Source organism: Dyadobacter crusticola DSM 16708 (assembly GCF_000701505.1).
Taxonomy (GTDB): domain Bacteria; phylum Bacteroidota; class Bacteroidia; order Cytophagales; family Spirosomataceae; genus Dyadobacter; species Dyadobacter crusticola.
In genome coordinates, this window is the sequence record NZ_JNJB01000022.1 from 1 (window position 1) to 17,057 (window position 17,057).

13 protein-coding genes are annotated in these 17,057 nt (G+C 46.0%); 11 read left to right on the forward strand and 2 right to left on the reverse strand.

Annotation, left to right across the window (positions count from 1 at the left end; all coding sequences use genetic code 11):
- The 3 genes from Q369_RS0120510 to Q369_RS0120520 form a co-directional block, all read left to right on the forward strand.
- A partial coding sequence (locus Q369_RS0120510; protein ID WP_051664171.1) for a Crp/Fnr family transcriptional regulator occupies positions 1–426 on the forward strand: 426 nt, incomplete at its 5' end.
- A 69-nt stretch (positions 427–495) separates the two neighbouring features.
- Positions 496–1,155 (forward strand): hypothetical protein, encoded by a 660-nt coding sequence (locus tag Q369_RS0120515; protein ID WP_031529639.1) that lies wholly within the window; start codon positions 496–498, stop codon positions 1,153–1,155.
- A gap of 53 nt (positions 1,156–1,208) precedes the next feature.
- Positions 1,209–1,754 (forward strand): NAD(P)H-binding protein, encoded by a 546-nt coding sequence (locus Q369_RS0120520; RefSeq protein WP_051664172.1) that lies wholly within the window; start codon positions 1,209–1,211, stop codon positions 1,752–1,754.
- Positions 1,755–2,370: 616 nt separating this feature from the next.
- Here Q369_RS0120520 and Q369_RS0120530 read toward each other — a convergent pair.
- A complete protein-coding gene (locus Q369_RS0120530; protein WP_169739271.1) occupies positions 2,371–4,560 on the reverse strand; it encodes a TonB-dependent receptor domain-containing protein in 2,190 nt (729 codons plus the stop codon).
- 428 nt (positions 4,561–4,988) lie between these two features.
- Here Q369_RS0120530 and Q369_RS0120535 point away from each other — a divergent pair, with 428 nt between their 5' ends.
- The 7 genes from Q369_RS0120535 (at position 4,989) to Q369_RS0120565 (ending at position 15,698) form a co-directional block, all read left to right on the forward strand.
- Positions 4,989–6,062: a sensor histidine kinase gene (locus Q369_RS0120535; protein WP_051664173.1), complete on the forward strand. Its 1,074-nt coding sequence runs from the start codon at positions 4,989–4,991 to the stop codon at positions 6,060–6,062.
- Positions 6,059–6,754, forward strand: coding sequence for a LytR/AlgR family response regulator transcription factor (locus Q369_RS0120540; RefSeq protein WP_031529643.1), 696 nt, complete (start codon positions 6,059–6,061; stop codon positions 6,752–6,754). Before Q369_RS0120535 ends, Q369_RS0120540 begins: the two co-directional genes overlap by 4 nt.
- A 313-nt stretch (positions 6,755–7,067) precedes the next feature.
- Entirely contained in the window at positions 7,068–7,658 is a 591-nt protein-coding gene (locus tag Q369_RS0120545; protein ID WP_031529644.1) for an RNA polymerase sigma factor, read from the forward strand.
- Between the two features lie 113 nt (positions 7,659–7,771).
- Positions 7,772–8,902, forward strand: coding sequence for a FecR family protein (locus tag Q369_RS0120550; protein ID WP_157488262.1), 1,131 nt, complete (start codon positions 7,772–7,774; stop codon positions 8,900–8,902).
- A gap of 238 nt (positions 8,903–9,140) precedes the next feature.
- Positions 9,141–12,485, forward strand: a complete 3,345-nt coding sequence (locus tag Q369_RS0120555; protein ID WP_031529646.1) for a TonB-dependent receptor — start codon at positions 9,141–9,143, stop codon at positions 12,483–12,485.
- Positions 12,486–12,510: 25 nt separating this feature from the next.
- Positions 12,511–14,031: a RagB/SusD family nutrient uptake outer membrane protein gene (locus tag Q369_RS0120560; RefSeq protein WP_051664175.1), complete on the forward strand. Its 1,521-nt coding sequence runs from the start codon at positions 12,511–12,513 to the stop codon at positions 14,029–14,031.
- 92 nt (positions 14,032–14,123) lie between these two features.
- On the forward strand, positions 14,124–15,698 hold the full coding sequence (locus tag Q369_RS0120565) for a calcineurin-like phosphoesterase C-terminal domain-containing protein (RefSeq protein ID WP_031529648.1): 1,575 nt from the start codon (positions 14,124–14,126) through the stop codon (positions 15,696–15,698).
- A gap of 336 nt (positions 15,699–16,034) precedes the next feature.
- On the opposite strand, the gene Q369_RS29100 is transcribed toward Q369_RS0120565, so the two are convergent.
- Positions 16,035–16,244 (reverse strand): SAM-dependent methyltransferase, encoded by a 210-nt coding sequence (locus Q369_RS29100; RefSeq protein WP_157488263.1) that lies wholly within the window; start codon positions 16,242–16,244, stop codon positions 16,035–16,037.
- A 120-nt stretch (positions 16,245–16,364) separates the two neighbouring features.
- On the opposite strand from Q369_RS29100, the gene Q369_RS0120575 reads away from it, so the two are divergent.
- The gene (locus tag Q369_RS0120575; protein ID WP_031529650.1) at positions 16,365–16,793 is read left to right on the forward strand and encodes a VOC family protein; all 429 of its coding nucleotides are present in this window, start codon (positions 16,365–16,367) and stop codon (positions 16,791–16,793) included.
- Positions 16,794–17,057 lie beyond the last annotated feature (264 nt).

A 17,057-nucleotide genomic window follows, 5' to 3' on the forward strand; every position in this document is an offset into this window, starting at 1 on the left:
TTAGCGTCGGGAAAGCTGCGCGTGCACTACATTGATAGCCTTGGCAGTGAGCATACTTGTTATTTCTTTACGGCCGGACGGTTTATCTCCTCATTTACAAGCTTTCTGACAAGGACACCCACGGTCGAAAGTATCTCGGCCATTGAGCCCACAGTCTTGTGGGTGATTGACAGACAGCAGCTAGAGAAACTATGCGATGCAATACCAAAGCTGCATATCTGGCGAAGGGTAATTGCTGAGAATCTGTTTATTGAAATGGAAAAGCGGATTTCCAAACTTCAATCGCTGACCGCAGCTGAACGATATGACCAGCTCATCGGAGAAAATCCGGATATAATTTTGTCCGTCCCGCTCCAATACACCGCCTCTTTCCTGGGGATTACCCCGCAGCACCTTAGCAGATTAAGAAAAGAAGCCAGTCAATGATTTCTTCGCATTTGTTCAGTATTTCAAAATCAGCCCCGGCAACCTTTGTATTGAACAAATCAGAATCTTATGAAACATCTGTTATCCATCCTGTTTTTATCAACTCTTGCTATCAGTTCGTATGCTCAATCTACCACTCCCGGTGACGAGCCGCGGTACGAAGTTGCAGTGCTCGCCGGATTATTGCAGCCAACTATGCTTCAAGGCGGCAATGTCGAAGTCGATTTTTACACCCGGAAAATGGTGTTCAATTATTCTCACGGCTTTTCGCTGGACCTGGACGCCGCACATGGTACCACGGTCGGTGAAGTGAAACGACAAAACCTTGCTATCCATTTGCCATACTCCACCGGCTTTGGCATCGGTTATCGTATCAACAGATTTTTTGACATACGATTTGAGCCGAAACTACATGATTTTGACGTCTACTATGAGGGTAGCACCCGTCAGTCAGGCAAAGTTGCAGATTACCGAACGGTCACCCTAGGGCTGGGCGCTTATTTCCGCTGGAAGCCATTTGAAAAGCAACAAAACGTCCTGAAAGGCATCTTCACATCTACCAGCGCGCGCTACTGGCAAAATGTATGGTCATCGCTGGACAATAATGAAATCGTTTATACCAATCAGTTTACCAAGACGCAGGAAACTCACAAGGCTTCCAACATCGGGATCGCCAACACGCCTTTCATATTCAACATAGCAGTCGGATACAGCTTTATAATTAAGTAAGTAGACCGATGTAGGGCACATCGATTATCAACCTCCATCAATTTTTTACAAACATGCAAACCATACTTGGATCTGGTGGCGCTATCGGTGCGCCATTAGCGAAGGAGCTTACAAAATATACTAGTCATATTCGTCTGGTTTCCCGAAATCCAATAAAAGTTAATACGGGCGACGAATTGTTCTCTGCTGACCTTACAGATAAAGCGCAAGTCGAGAAAGCTATCTGCGGCTCTGAAATTGTTTACCTTGTTGTCGGCCTGGAATATAATACGGCTGTTTGGCAGCGCTGCTGGCCTTTAATTATTGACAATGTTATCAGCGCTTGCTTATTGCATCAGGTCCGGCTGGTTTTCTTGGACAACGTTTATGCATATGCTTCTGCGCAAATTTCCAGAATGAATGAAACTACTATGATATTGCCTTCCAGCAATAAAGGTAAGATACGGGCGGGCCTGCATGAGAAGATTTTCGTTGCTATAAAACAGAATGGATTGAAAGCCCTTATCGCCAGAAGTGCGGACTTTTACGGTCAGGTTGTATCACAACCTAAGGATCTGGGCCCGCTCAAACACTCCGGAGTCGTTGGCGGGATTGAATGAAAATGAATGTCGAAATGTGAAAATGATCATGTGATGAAGGAAGACAAACACAACCGAAACAAGTGGCTGCACGTCCGCTTGACTTCTGAGGAATTTCAGCAGCTTCTCAGAAAAGTGCAAAGAACAGTGCCGAAAGACCAGTGAGTATGCAAGGAAAGTTCTGCTCTCCGAGCCCGTTATTGTTAACCACCGTAACCAGTCATTTGACGAGGTGATGGTTGAACTCACACGCCTTCGTCGCGAACTGAGCACAGCGGGAAACAATCTGAACCAAGCCGTCAAACGACTACATTCGCTATCTCAAATTGCTGACTTTCGTGGCTGGTTAGAAACTCTATGAAGGCGACAAAAATCGTCTGATTGAGCTGGTAAATGAGACGAATATTTACATCGCCAAAGCCTTGAAAATATGGTTGCAATCATAAAGACTGGAACGTCCACTCTGAATCGCTTCAAGTTACGGCCTTCATGAATCTTTGGATTGGAGGTAGTAAGCGAAAAGTAGATGCTAGTTGTGGGTATCGATTATGCCATTCTTCAAATATATTTTAAGAAAAGTGACTTTTTGAGCGGACACTTCACTCAATTTTACTCTTATCTGTGTGGTTGTAATTAGTTACTTCGCCCGCTGTTTCTCAGATTCGCCTACGTCCTTGTTCCGATAGCCAGATTGCTTTAAGCGGCCCAAACTGTACGAAATCACGATTCTGACATAATTGGTATTGTACTTTCTGCCGTACACGACGTCGGTAGAACCCAATCTATATTCTCCGGCAGCCCGAGCTTGGTGAAATAAATCGTTCGCTTCAAGGTTGCAGCTCAGTGCATCTTTCAGGAATTTCTTTTCGAGAGCAATGTTGACCGAAGACTGACTTTCTCGTAAATAAATGCCGTCCTGCTTATCGCTTTGGTACCATGTCGTTGTGTAGAATGTGATCCAATTGCCCACATTAAATCGGTTCTGAGAATATAGGTAATAATATGGTCGTTTGGCTCTTCCAGAAAAAAAACCAGCATCGTCTACGGCATTGTTGTAGCTAATGCTTGCAGTATTGATCGAGTTCCACCATTTTGTATTGATCGTTTTGGTGATCGAAGAAAAATAGGCGTGTTCTTTGCCGATATTGGCACGTCGTAAAATATATACCCGCGGATCATTCTCTGCCTGAAAGGCACCGCCGCTTATCAAGTTAAGGGTATAATTGTAGCCTGTCTTCATACTCCAGCTACCCAGGGTAGCACCAAGCTCAAATGAATGTACTTTGGCTGGCCGGATGTTTGGGTTTCCCTGAATAGAAGTAAATCTGTCTTGATAAATAACAAAGGGGTTGAGTGACTGGTACGAAGGGCGGTCAATCCGCGAGGAATAGATGAAGTAGGCGTTTATGTTCTCTGAAAATCGGGCGGTCAGCGAAGCACTGGGAAAGACATTGATGTAAAGATCGTTGAGCGCGGCTCCTTCTTTAAAACTTGTCAGCAGCGCATAGTTGGTTAGTTCTGCTCGCAGCCCTAAGCTGTAATTCCAGTCCTTCCTGATGCGGCCGCGGAAGTTAGCGTATCCGGCAGGCACCCGCTCAGTATAGTCAAAATCGCTCGACAGCTCGTCGTCCTTTGTTGGCGTTCCATTTTTGCCGATGTTCATGAATGTGGTCAGCGAGTAATTTTTCACGAATGCCAGCTTGCCGCCGGCTTCCAGGCTAGCACCTCGTTTGAAAGCCTTGACGAAATCAGCTTGAATGCTTAGAATATGGATGTTGCCTTCTCCCATGTTATTGATTAACTGCGTCTTCTCTGTGCCAGCTAAGGTTTCTGACTGGCGTATCTCATTGTCGAAATTGTGTCGGTACGATGCATACTGACCTCCAACGAACACGTTAGAACCCAAGCTGTCAATGTCCAGGTTGTAGTTGGCGTTAAACGTATTATCCCGCGACAACTCATCCCACGCTAAATTGCTGTCATAAAGCGCGTTTTCGTGGTCGGTGATGGTATTGTCGCTCAACTGTACGCCGCCTAGTTTCTCGTAAGCCCCGGTGTACTGAAAAGACACGTAGCTATTTCGCTTCATGTTATATTGAAGGCCCATGCCGTAGTTGGAGAAGTTGTCGTGCTTGTATCGCCAGTCAGTGGTGAGCTCCGAGCTAAAAAGATCATTCGGCGTATTCCGGACGCGGGTCGTTTTCAATATCATACGGTCGTTGCCCAGCTGCAAACCATAACTGCCCTTTACAGACCACGCTTCTTTTGCATAGCTGAGGTCGATATTGGTCCGGTTATCGTATCCCGCAAACTCGCTGTACGAATAGTAGTTCTTTAGCATGGCTCGGATATCCTCGGCGGCATTACGCTTCGTAGTGACGTTGATTACAGCATTGCCTTGGGCGTCGTAGCGGGGTCCGGGATTGCTAATGATTTCGATCTTGACAACGTTGGTGGGGGAAAGAGTGGACAGCTGATCGTTCGAAATTCTGACACCGTTAATAAAAATGATTGCCGCCCCCTTACCGAAGATACCAATTTGACCTTCGGCATCGTAGACCACCCCAGGAGACCTGCTAAGTATCTCATCGACAGAAGTGCTGGTAGCCAAGGGGGTGTTTTCGATATTTATTTCGATCGATCCATCGCCTCTCTCTCGTACGAGAGGGGCCTTTGCCCTCACGAGCACTTCATTTAATTCATTGGCTGACCTTCCCAGTACAATATTTCCTACGTCTACTTGGGCACTTCCTTTGTAAAGAATGGTAAGGTAAGTATCTGGAAAACCAAGGGAAGTGATTTTTAAAATTACTTGCCATCGATTCAACCCGGAGAGTTCAAATTTGCCTTCCAGAAAAGGTGCTTCCTTGACGATGCTGGAATCTTGGGGATTGATGATGATGGCATTACCTAAAAGGGCATCTCCCTTAGCATCGACAACATTGCCCCGAACGGAAGTTATCGTTTGGGCGTAAGAACAGACGCTCAAAGTGAAGAGGCAGACAGTGATCAAGATAGTCGGTTGGTTGGTCATAGGGCTTCTATTACGGCGGATGATCTGTACGACCGCAAAAGAACCGAGAAAGCCTTCGCACGAGCGGAAAGTAGATCAATAGCCGCTTTGAGCAACCAGCCGAAGTCTGAGCGGAGATATAAGGTTTGATCGACGCGAACAGCCTCTCTGACGCCTTGTATGGTTCAATTGTCTATTTTTGTTTAGTACCGTGTTGTTTGACCGTACCTTGCTGTATCGCAATGAACACTTTGGCAAGCCAATACCGCCGATGGGACACCCCCTTGCTCAGAAACCTGGCTTTCTGGGCAGTGATCTTTCTATTTCATCTAATCACGACCAATCGGGCTTTTTACAGTAACGCCGCGCATCTGGTTGGGGCAATATCCTGGACAACTTTGCTCCAAGTCGCAGTTGCCTACACCACGCTCTGCGCATTGATTCCCTACTTTCTGAACAAAAAGCGGTTCTTCGCTTTCAGCATTCTGCTGACGTTACCACTATTTCTAGCCGCTACTGCCTACCACGCGGCCAATTACTACTACTTTGAAGCTGTCTACCCGCAATCCTATGCGACGCGCTTTGATGCATTTGGCTACCAATCCATGCTCGAACGGATTACCGATATCTCCCTCACAGCCAGCAAAGCCATTTTTTTCTTTTCGCCTACTGTATTGCTGCTGCTTTTTCAGTTTTACCGCGACCAGCAGCGCCTTTCCCAAATCAACGAGCAGAAAAAGACAGCCGAACTGACAGCTCTGAAGCATCAGCTAAATCCTCACTTTCTCTTTAATACACTAAATAACGTCTATGCCCTAGCCATCAAAAAATCAGATAAAACCCCCGAGGTTATCAGTAAACTGTCGGATATCCTCGATTATGTGCTATACCGTTGCAACGAAGACTACGTCCCGCTCATCAAAGAAGTCGAGCTGATCGAGAACTACCTGACCTTAGAGAAAATACGATATGGTAAGCGGGTTGCCATTACATTCAATCCCTCTTACAGCCATGATGCGAAGATTGCCCCTTTGTTGCTACTTACCTTTGTAGAAAATGCCTTCAAACATGGCGTTAGCCAGGAGATTAACCAAGCAACTATTGACATTATGTTGCATGCTCACAATAACACGATTACATTCTATATCAAGAATACTATTCCGCCTGACGCTCCCCGGGATAATGACACAAAGCCGGCAATCGGCCTGAGAAACGTCAGAAAGCAACTTGAACTCTTATATCCCAGCGGCCATCAACTGCGATTGGACGAGGCGAAGGATACTTATTCGGTTACGCTAGACCTAAAAACGCCATGACCTACACCTGCCTGATTGTAGACGATGAAGAACTCGCCCGCGAGTTGATTAACACTCATATTGAAAAATTGCCTGAATTTAAAGTAGTGCACACGTGTGCCAGTGCCTTGGAAGCCAGAAAGCTGTTACAGCAGACATCGGTTGATCTGCTTTTTCTCGATATCGAAATGCCATTGATGAAAGGGACCGATTTTTTAAAAAATCTGCTTCACAAACCTAGCGTCATTTTTACTACCGCGTACCGCGATTATGCACTCGATGGCTTTGATTTAAACGCAGTAGATTATCTGCTGAAGCCGATTACATTTGAGCGCCTGTTTCAGGCGACTGAGAAGTTCCTCAGTCAGCGACCCGAAACAATTGCTGACTTGTCAAGGATACCGCATAAGGACCATATCTTTATCGCAAAGAACCGAAAACAGGTAAAGTTGATACTGGACTCCATCTTATTCGTTGAAAGCTTTAAAGACTACATCACTATTCATCTGCCTGACGAAAAGCACGTGATTAAATACAGCATCTCTTCTTTTCAAAGATTGCTGGACGAACGCTTTCTACGTGTTCACCGCTCATATATAGTCAATGTACACAAAATCACTGCTTACACGAAGCTAGACGTAGAAATTGAAAAGCATGAAATTCCCATCGGCGAGCAGTACCGCACGTTAGTGCAGCATTACTTTCAGGCATAAACGTGCTTCGAAGCTACAATATCTCTTAACAGTTTGCAGAAATCATCTGAACCACAGAAGGCAATTTAAGCGAAACACACTATAGTTTGGTTTTGGAAATACTACACCTGTTGATGGTAGAAATAGCGGACAATAAAGTGTTCATCGCTGAAAATAGGGCTAACTATCTCCGGGCTTTCTTGGGAGATTGTAGAGGTCAGAAAACCTTAATGATTCCTTCACTTGCTGAGTAACTACCCGTACGCCACAAACTCGTTTCTTTGCCTCTACGATTTTATAGTCTTCAACTTTGCATAGAGAAAAGGTCTTGTTGATGGCAAGTGAAACCACGGATGAACAGGTGCTCTGGGAAGAGCTCCTTGCGGGAGATAAGGATGCTTACACGGCGATCTACGGATTGCATGTTAAGGCCATGTACCGTTATGGAATGAGTTTAGTGTCGATATCCGAGGAATTTGTGCTGGACTGTATTCATGATGTTTTTTTAGAGATCTGGGTCAAAAGAGATCGGCTCACCGTTCCAGATAATATTCGTTTGTACCTTTTTGTGGCGCTCAAAAATAGGGCATTGCATCTTTTGAAGCGGCAGGAACGCCCGCAGATGTTTGTGGTTCAGGATAACTTTGAAGACCTCTGGTTTGATCCGTCCGCAGAAGATATCCAAATTGAGAACGAGGAGCGGGTAAACAGCGAAGAAATGCTGAACCGCCACGTTGCTCAACTTCCTCCGCGCCAACAGGAAGCCATCCGGCTGCGTTTTGTTGAAAATATGAGTTACCAGCAGATTGCCCAGGTACTCGACGTCAACACCCAATCCGCGAATAATCTTGTTTTTCGGGCTATTGAAAAACTTCGCAGTTGGATTATATTGGCGTTACTCATTTTTCAAGATGTGCTTTCCTAGTCAGTTAACCGTGCACTGAAATGAACTGATTCAAATTTCTGCAAATCTTTTTTGCTGTTTGCTGAGTATGAAAATTGGGTATTTGTTATCCTCCTGTAAAAAACAAGCATACAGTGAATACCTCATACGAAGATTTCGGGCCGGTTGACTTCGTTACAGACGATCTTTTTTTAAGACATCAGCTAAATCCCACACCGGAATCATCAGCTTTCTGGGAAGAGTATCTTCGGGATAATCCTGATAAAGACTCCGAATGGCAGCAAGCAAAGCTGCTGCTAAATGCAGTATTGCAGGGCCTCAGTAGCTATGCTAGAACATATCTTTCCGAACAAGAGGAGGCAAAATTACTGGATAGGATCCTGAATAGCGTTGCAGTATACGAGACTAGTAATCGTGTAAAGCCTTTAACGCAGTATACCAAATGGTATCTGGTTGCCGCTGCCGTTGTGGCTTTGGCGATTGTCGCTGCCGGCTATCTGTTATCGCCGCGGGGCGGTTTCAGCAAATCTGTTTACGAAGAAACGATCGCTGACGTTGCGAAAACTTCCAGGATTACAAGTCACCGTAATACAAGATCGAAGCCAGAGATTTATCAATTACCCGATAGCTCAATGGTCACGCTGGACCCACAAAGCGAGGTCAGTTTCGCCTCGGACTATAATCAGAAAAATCGTTGCGTATATCTATCCGGGAAAGCGACCCTGGATGTTGTTCCCGACGCGCGCAGGCCATTTTATGTTTATGCCAATGAGGTTTTAACCAAGGTACTTGGCACCAAGTTCGAAGTGATAGCTTTCCACGACGGTTCAGATGTGACGGTCAGGGTATTGAGTGGAAAAGTGACCGTATTTCGAAACTGGCAGAAAGCAAGTGCGTCGACTGACGGGCCAAATGAACCAACTGTTTTATTGCTTCCCAATCAGTTCGTCGTCTTTGACAGAAAGGCTGAACTGTTTGAAAATAAAAGGCTTGTCGAAAATCCTGTCTTACTTCCGAATGTAAAGTCTTCGGTCAAATTCGAATATGAAGATGCTTATGCAATCCAATTTTTCGACGACCTGAAAAGTGCGTATGGCGTAAATGTCATCTACGACGCGGAAACATTAAAAAACTGTCAGTTTTCATCCGCCTTTTCAAACCAAAGCCTGCTGCAAATGCTGGATGTGGTATGTAAAACGATTGGGGCGTCGTACCAGATTATCGACGCGCAAGTCATCGTCAGCACCACCGGATGTAAGAAATAATCCTAAACCCTATAATTTTTTCCTTCTCATCTTCCTTCACTATCCCACCTTCCCCATGAAGACTTAGCTACCATCCAACTTCCTTAAGCAACATGGCCAATGATGCTTGCTCCACCATTGGCCCTTGTTAAATCCTTAACACCCCGGAGAGGTTGTAAGGAAATCTATTATCCGAATTTTCCAAACGAATAACTGACTTAAAAGTATGAAACAGGTAAGATATATACTAATCTACTATATGAAAATATCGTTGATTCAGGTATTACTGGCGTTTACATTTATAGGTGTTTCCTGGGCCAATGACCTGTCCGCCCAGGAGTTATTGAACCGTCGCATCACTCTCAGCCTCACAGACGTCAAATTCAAACTTGCGCTGAAAGAAATCGAAAGAGCTTCTAATGTTCGGTTTTCCTACACACCGCAAATTGGTCAGTCTCAACAAGCCGTTACAATAAAGGCGAGCAATGCCATGCTCGGACAAGTACTGGAAAAGCTTTTTACGCCGATGAACATACGGTATGAGGTTAGTGGCAAGCATGTTATTCTTTCGCGTGACACGCCCGATGAATCACCTGTAAAGGTGGAAGTACAGGAATCGCCCGCACAAAACTTTATTCCCCTAAAAGGCAAGGTTGTAGATGAGAAAGGCGCTGCGCTTCCCGGTGTAAGTATCCTGCTTCAGGGCACAAGCAGAGGAACGCTTACCAACGCAGATGGCGAATTTACATTCGAGGCGACGGAAACGGCAGGAACGCTTGTGTTCAGCTTTGTCGGCTTTGCCTCAAAGCAAGTCGCTATCGCCGGCAGGACCTATTTTGATGTAACGCTGGAAGCATTGGCAAATACATTGAATGAGCAGGTTGTTGTCGGCTACGGGGCGCAAAAGAGAATAAACGTGACAGGAGCAGTAGCTTCCATTAACTCGGAGGATATTCAACAAGGCCAGTTTTTGAATACTGCATCATTAATGCAGGGAAGACTGCCTGGCCTCAAAATCACGCAAAACTCCGGTGCCCCAGGCGCGGAAGGAATTAACCTGCAAATCAGAGGTGTTGGAACATTCAGCGGCGCCGGTGTTAATCCGCTCGTCATCATCGATGGCGTGGCGGGCGGCGATATCAATAGCGTTAACCCGGAAAGTATCGAAAGCATTTCCGTGCTCAAAGATGCCGCGTCTGCTGCAATATATGGTGCCAGGGCTGCAAATGGCGTTATTCTGGTCACCACCAAAACAGGAACAAAGACAGATAAAACCACTTTTGACTACCACATCAACACGGCGCTGCATTCACCAACGAAATACCCGGACCTGATCTGGAACTCCGTTGAATACATGGAGCTGTGGAATGAAGCGATCGGAAACTTTGGAACAGGCGGCTCGCCTTATACGCAGGAACAAATCGATGCATACAGAAATCCTACGAACCGCGATCAGTACCCCAATTTCAACTGGCTGGATAAAATGTTCGACACGAAAGTGGTCACCAACCAGACGCTTTCATTTACCGGAAACCGGGGGGCGACCAACTTCTTCGGACAGGCCGCCTACCTGGATCAGCCGGGGACTTTTAAAGGCTACAACATGAAACGGACATCCATGCAATTCAAAATGGATAGCAAATTGAGCAAAATACTCCTTTTCGGTACAAAGCTTGGTTTGGTCCTTAAAAACCGCACTTCACCTTCTGGCGACAGCGGCGGTGACGGTGTGGACCCGCTATTATCCACGATGGCCCAAAGACCTACATTTGGTGCAGAGCTTGCAGATGGCAGCGGGCGCTATGCAACACGGGGCTATCCTAATGAGACGATTGGGAACAAGAATCCCTGGTTGGTGGCCAATGAGGCTTTAAATAGAATCAAAAGTCAGGATTACCGGTTGCAAGCCTATTTAAAATTTACGCCGGTTAAGTCGCTTGATATCACGGGAAGCGTCGCGGCTGCTGGAACGATGGCTGAAAGCAGATTCATGAACACCAAAGTCCCGACCTCTAATTTTGCCACAGGAGCACCCTCAGGCAGCTTTGGGAACAACAATTATGAACAGACTCAGTCCAAGAATAACCTGACGACAGCAAACCTTTACGGAAACTATGTAAAAGATTTCGGTGACCACCACGTGAATGCAACACTCGGAACGAGCTATGAAACCTACAAGGTAAGCTCCCTGGGCGGTACCCGCATCAACTACATAACAAGCGCGCTTACAGAGCTGGATGCCGGGCCCGCAGCAGGGCAAACCAACAGGGGAAGTTCCAGTGAATGGGCTTTGCTTTCATACTTCGGACGCTTTGCTTACAGTTTCAAAAACCGGTATCTCCTGGAGGTCAACGCCCGGTATGACGGATCGTCACGCTTTTCGCCTTCGAACCGATGGGGATTTTTCCCTTCTTTCTCCGGTGGCTGGAATATCGCCGAAGAAGATTTCTTTGAAGCAGACTGGCTCAGCGAGCTGAAAATACGGGGTTCTTGGGGAAGTCTTGGTAACCAGGAAATCAGTTATTATCCATATCAATCCCTATTGGCGGTTACTACGGGCTATCCATTCGATAACGCGCTTTCGCCAGGTGTAAGAAAAACAGAGTTAAACAATTCCGAGATCAGCTGGGAGAAGACCACCGTAACGGATTTTGGTATTGATGCCGAAATTTTCAATAGAAGACTTAGACTGACGATCGACTACTTCGATAAGAGAACATCTGACATTTTGAGAAGGGCCGATATTCCTCTTGAAATAGGTTATACCGCACCTTTGATCAACGACGGGTTGATGATCAACAGAGGTATGGAACTTGGATTAGATTTCAGGAATAAAATTGGCCGCGAAATATCTTATAATGTCGGTGGGACAATCTCAGCATACAGGAACAAACTAGCCAGATATGGTTCTGTAACCTATGGTCAAAATTTCATAAACCGCGAAGGAGATCCTTTTCAAACCTATTATCTGTGGCAAGTGCAAGGCATTTTCCAAAGCCGGGAGGAAATTAATCAGGCTGCTAAGCAGGCAAATAATCCGTCACCGGGTGACCTGCGTTATATAGATCAAAATGGCGATGGCGTGATTAATACCAGCGATAAAGTTACCATGGACGGCCGCCATCCCGACTTTGAATATGCAGCAAATCTTGGTTTGAAGTTTAGAGGTTTCTCACTGAATGCAATGTTTTACGGGGTGCAAGGCGCGAAGTATTACACAGGACAATGGGGATATGAACCTTTCAGGCAGGGATCTCCGCCGCCGGTAAGATGGCGCGACAGATGGACGCCCGAAAACCCAAACAAGACTGTGCCCAAACTGTATATCGATAGCAATAAAGCGAGTTCAGAGCCCTCTAACTTCTGGCTTGAAAATGCTTCCTATCTCAGATTGAGAAGCCTGGATATCAGCTATGATTTCATGCCGAACAAATTATCTGTTCTGGGTCTTTCCGGGCTGACCATCTATCTGTCGGGCCAGAATATGTTCACTTTGACAAAATTCACTGGCTTCGATCCTGAACGCAGCGGCGATGGGGGCCGTGGCGGTGTGCGCTATCCACAAAACAAAGTTTATTCACTAGGGCTAAAAGTCCGGTTCTAACCAAGACATTCAAAAAAAGAAAATTATGATCTGGTTTATCAAAAACAACATTATCCGCTGTTGCTATAAATATGTTCCTGCAATCATTTTAACGTTCCTCTTTACCGGTTGCAGCGAAGATTTTCTAAATAAGAATTCACTTACGCAGCTCTCGTCGGAGACATTCTGGAAAAGTGAGGACGATGTTAAAACGGCTTTGGCCGCAGTGTACGGACAGCTTCAATTTAACAGGCTTTCATGGATGACGCCCTCCCTTTCAACATTATCTGACGAAGCCGATAGAGGCGAGTATGAAGGGTTTGCTCAGGGTGTCATTGAGCCGACCAGCGCCGACGTCACTGCCGTCTACAATTCACTGTACCAAACATTGGCGAGTTGCAATGATTTCCTGGCTAATATTGAGAAAGTGACAATGGCTGATCAGGACCGGGCCAGATATGTGTCGGAGGTGAAATTCATCCGTGCCCTGACCAATTTTCGACTGACCCAGTATTTTGGTGACGCGGTACTCGCCATGGAACCGCTGACCCTGGAAAACGGTAAACGGCCAAAAAGCAAGAAAGAGGAAATTTATGCAGCGATTATTGCCGACCTGGACGAGGCTATCGGGGGCCTTCCCGAGATTGCCTACAATGGGCACGCTGTTAGGGGAACTGCTTACGCCATGAAAGGCAAGGTGCTGCTGTATATGAAAGATTACCCTGGTGCCGTAAATGCATTCAAGGGCGTGCTGAACAAGCAATTCTCGCTCAGCAGCAATTTGAAGGATGTTTTTATCGACGGTACCCAGGAGAAATCGCCCGAAATCCTGTTCTCGATCCGTTTTTTGGCGCCCAACAACTTACAGGATCCGCGTTGGGGCGTTGACGTTTGGTACGGCAGAGGGGAGCGTGCTGTTCCTTTGCAATCGTTTGTAGATGAATTTCTTTGCATTGATGGGAGAAGCATTTCTCAGTCGCCGCTTTATGATCCCAAGAAACCTTATGTAAACCGCGACCCGAGGCTGGACGTTTCGGTGCTCTATCCTGGAAAACCGTGGCCCGGACATCCTAATGGGTTTCAACCGAGTGCAGGAGCGGGAACGCCAAACGGTCTGATCATCGAAAAATTCCTGAATAAAAGTAAATTTCCTGCGCAGGAATACTCTGTGAATCCCAGTGAACAGGATTGGGTAGAGATCCGCTATGCAGACGTATTGCTGATGTATGCCGAAGCATTGAATGAAACTGCTGGTCCAAATCAGGAAGTCTATAACGCCCTTAATGCAATCCGATCACGGCCCAGTACGCATATGCCTGCGATCCAGCCCGGGCTAAGCAAAGATCAGATGAGAGAGGCTATCCGCTTTGAGAGAAAGATAGAGATGGCATTCGAGGGAACGAGGTATTTTGACCTTAAACGCTGGGGAATCATACAGGATGTGGTGCCTAAGGTGAAGAATGTACTGGGCAGAAACAAGGTTTTTCTTCAGCAGCATTACTTGTGGCCGATCCCTGAGGCGGCGCTCAATAACAATGATCTTCTTGTGCAGAATCCAGGATACTAGAAAGCAAGACTCCCACGTAAAACGAGGTGACGTATATTTAGAATCGTTCAAAGTTTCTGATTGTCTTTCAATTTGATTAAATATTGGTAAAAATGAAATTTCTATTTGGAGCGCTCGTGACATTGATACTGAGCGCGGGCGGTACATTTGCCCAAAAAAAGGTTTCCGGATTCGTTTACAATGATGCGAATAGTAATCTCAGGAAGGAAGCTTCCGAGAAAGGGATACGTAATGTTGCTGTAACCAATGGTGTCAACGTAACCGTCACCGATTCGAAAGGTAAATATGTCCTTCCAATCTGGGACGATGCGATCATTTCGGTTATAAAACCATCCGGCTACGCGGTGCCGTTGAATGAATATAATCAGCCGCAGTTCTTTTATGTGCATAATACCAAGGGATCGCCTGCTTCGAAATACAAAGGGATTTCGCCGACTGGCCCGCTTCCCAAATCGGTCGACTTCGCGCTGACTTCGGCTGGCGTGCAGGACAGTTTTCGCGCCTTGATCTTTGGGGATCCGCAACTTCTTAATGAACGTGAACTGGGATATTTTGAAAGAGGTATTGTGTCGGAAGTGTCCCATGTCAAAAATGTAGCATTCGGCCTTACTCTTGGCGACATCGCCGGCGACGATTTGGCCTTGCACAAGCACTACATAAAATCAGTGAGCAAAGTGGGAGTTCCCTGGTATAATGTGATGGGTAACCATGATATGAATACCGACGCGCCGGTGGATAGCCTGACTGACGAAACCTTCACAGCCAACTTCGGCCCTGCCAATTATGCCTATAACTATGGTAATGCGCATTTTCTGATTTTAGAAGACAACCTGTTTCCGGATCCAGGTCACGCGTTTCGCGGTGGGTTGACGGAAAGTCAGTTCAGATTCGTTGAAAACGACCTTAAACTGGTAGACACCAGCAAATTGGTCGTCGTTGCATTTCACGTCCCACTACAAAACGGCTATCCCGGTTCATTCCGGGAAGAAGATCGCGAGCGACTGTTCCGAATTTTGGAAAAATACCCGCACGTCCTCGTTTTGTCAGCACATTCGCATAACCAGCGTCAGGAATTGTACGGCAAGGATTATGGCTGGACCAAAGAAAGGCGCTTGTACGAGTATAATGTTGGTACGACCTGTGGCAATTGGTGGTCTGGCAAAGTGAATGATCAAGGCGTAATTGAATCCGATATGAGCGATGGCACCCCAAAGGGTTATGCCTTCCTTAATATTAACGGCAATCAGTATACAATTGATTACAAGGTTGCCGGGATGCCTGCAAGTTATCAGATCAACCTATATCACCGAAAAGTGATGAATGATATCTGGTGGGAAGGGAGGGGGCACATTTACGCCAACTTCTTCATGGGGCACAAGGAAAGCAAGGTAGAATACCGCATTGATGACAAGCCGTGGAAGCCTATGAAATTTGTGGGCGGAGCTGATCCTGCATTCGTTGCAAAGGGAAATGAATGGGACCGTGCGGATACGCTCATGCGCGGCCGGCGGCCAACCGAGGCAGCGAATTGCACCCACCTGTGGAGAGCGCCGCTTCCGGAAAATATCGGACTGGGGGAGCATAAAATAGAGGTAAGGGCCACCGATCTGTTTGGTCGCACGTTTACTCAAAAAAGCTCCTATCGTATCGAAAAGCCGAAATTTTGATTTAGTAACGTAGGAATTCGAAAATATAAAATCATGAAAAAACACTTGATCATCGCCTGTGCATTGGCAGGATTGTTTTTGTTCGGGTTCACGCTCATTCAGCATTTCGAAGAAGAGGATGATGCAGATTTCTCAATCGCGATTATCCCGGATACCCAATTTTATACCGCCGAAGAGCACTGCGGCAAAAAGGAAATGTTTTATGCGCAAACCGATTGGATATTAAGAAAGCGCGAAAAGGAGAATATAAAGTATGTAATTCATCTCGGCGACATCAGTAACCATGGTGACGCCGACTCGGTAGCGTGGAAGTATGCCGCAAAAGCCATGTATGCATTAGAAATGCCGTTGCCTGCTGTTTGCAATGGCCTGCGCGATCGCTTTGGCAGACCGGTCGATTCGCAGCACGCGATCTACTGGAAAGCGTTTGACAACTTCACGCACAGCCCCTCCCGAACCGCAGCCAATTTCCAGCACTTTAAGGCTTTCCTTTAAAGGCAGGGCATTTGCAATTTCTTGAAGTCTGGTTGAAAGCTTAGTTGCCATATCAAACCTAATATCCTTTAATTGGCCTTTTCATCAGTTCAACTGCTTTCGAAACACCGGAAACTCTACTTTCAACCGTCTGAAAACCCGGGAGGGGCTCAATTAATTAATTGACAGCATATGGAAGGAAATATTAATGGAATATTAGAATCGGCACTATACTTCCCGGATCTGAACAGTGCCAGCGAATTCTACACGGATTTGTTTGGATTTGAAGTTTTACTTAGCTCAGAACGGTTAGTAGCATTAAATGTTGCAGGGAAACAAGTGTTACTACTATTTCAAGAGGAAGGCTCTCTTAAAGAGGTTCAGGTCCCGACAGGGGGCTTTATACCAGCACACGATGGAAAGGGACCGGTTCACATAGCATTTTCAATTGATAGTGGCTCGATTGGCTACTGGAAAGAACGTCTTGCTAGCCGCAACATCGATATAGAAAGTGAAATTTCCTTCAATCAGGGATATAGTCTGTATTTCTACGATACCGATAAACATCTAGTTGAACTTGCGACACCGGGTATTTGGAAGGGATTAGGGGAGACGTTATAAACAGAAGTAAAACATATTATATGCATATTGATATTAGGGTAGCCGAAGCATCAGACATTCCGTCAATTTTTAACATTCGAACAAGTGTCAAAGAAAATCACTTGTCATTGGTGTTTGTCGTGTAACCGTACTGGAATCCCGATGAAGCAAATTTCGGATGCTGCTGCATCCATTCGTGTAATTGAATGAGTATCGGCAGGGCTTGCGTCATCCTTTTTTCAACAATCTGGCCTTCCTGATGGAGCAGATCAGGCGCTGCGCAAC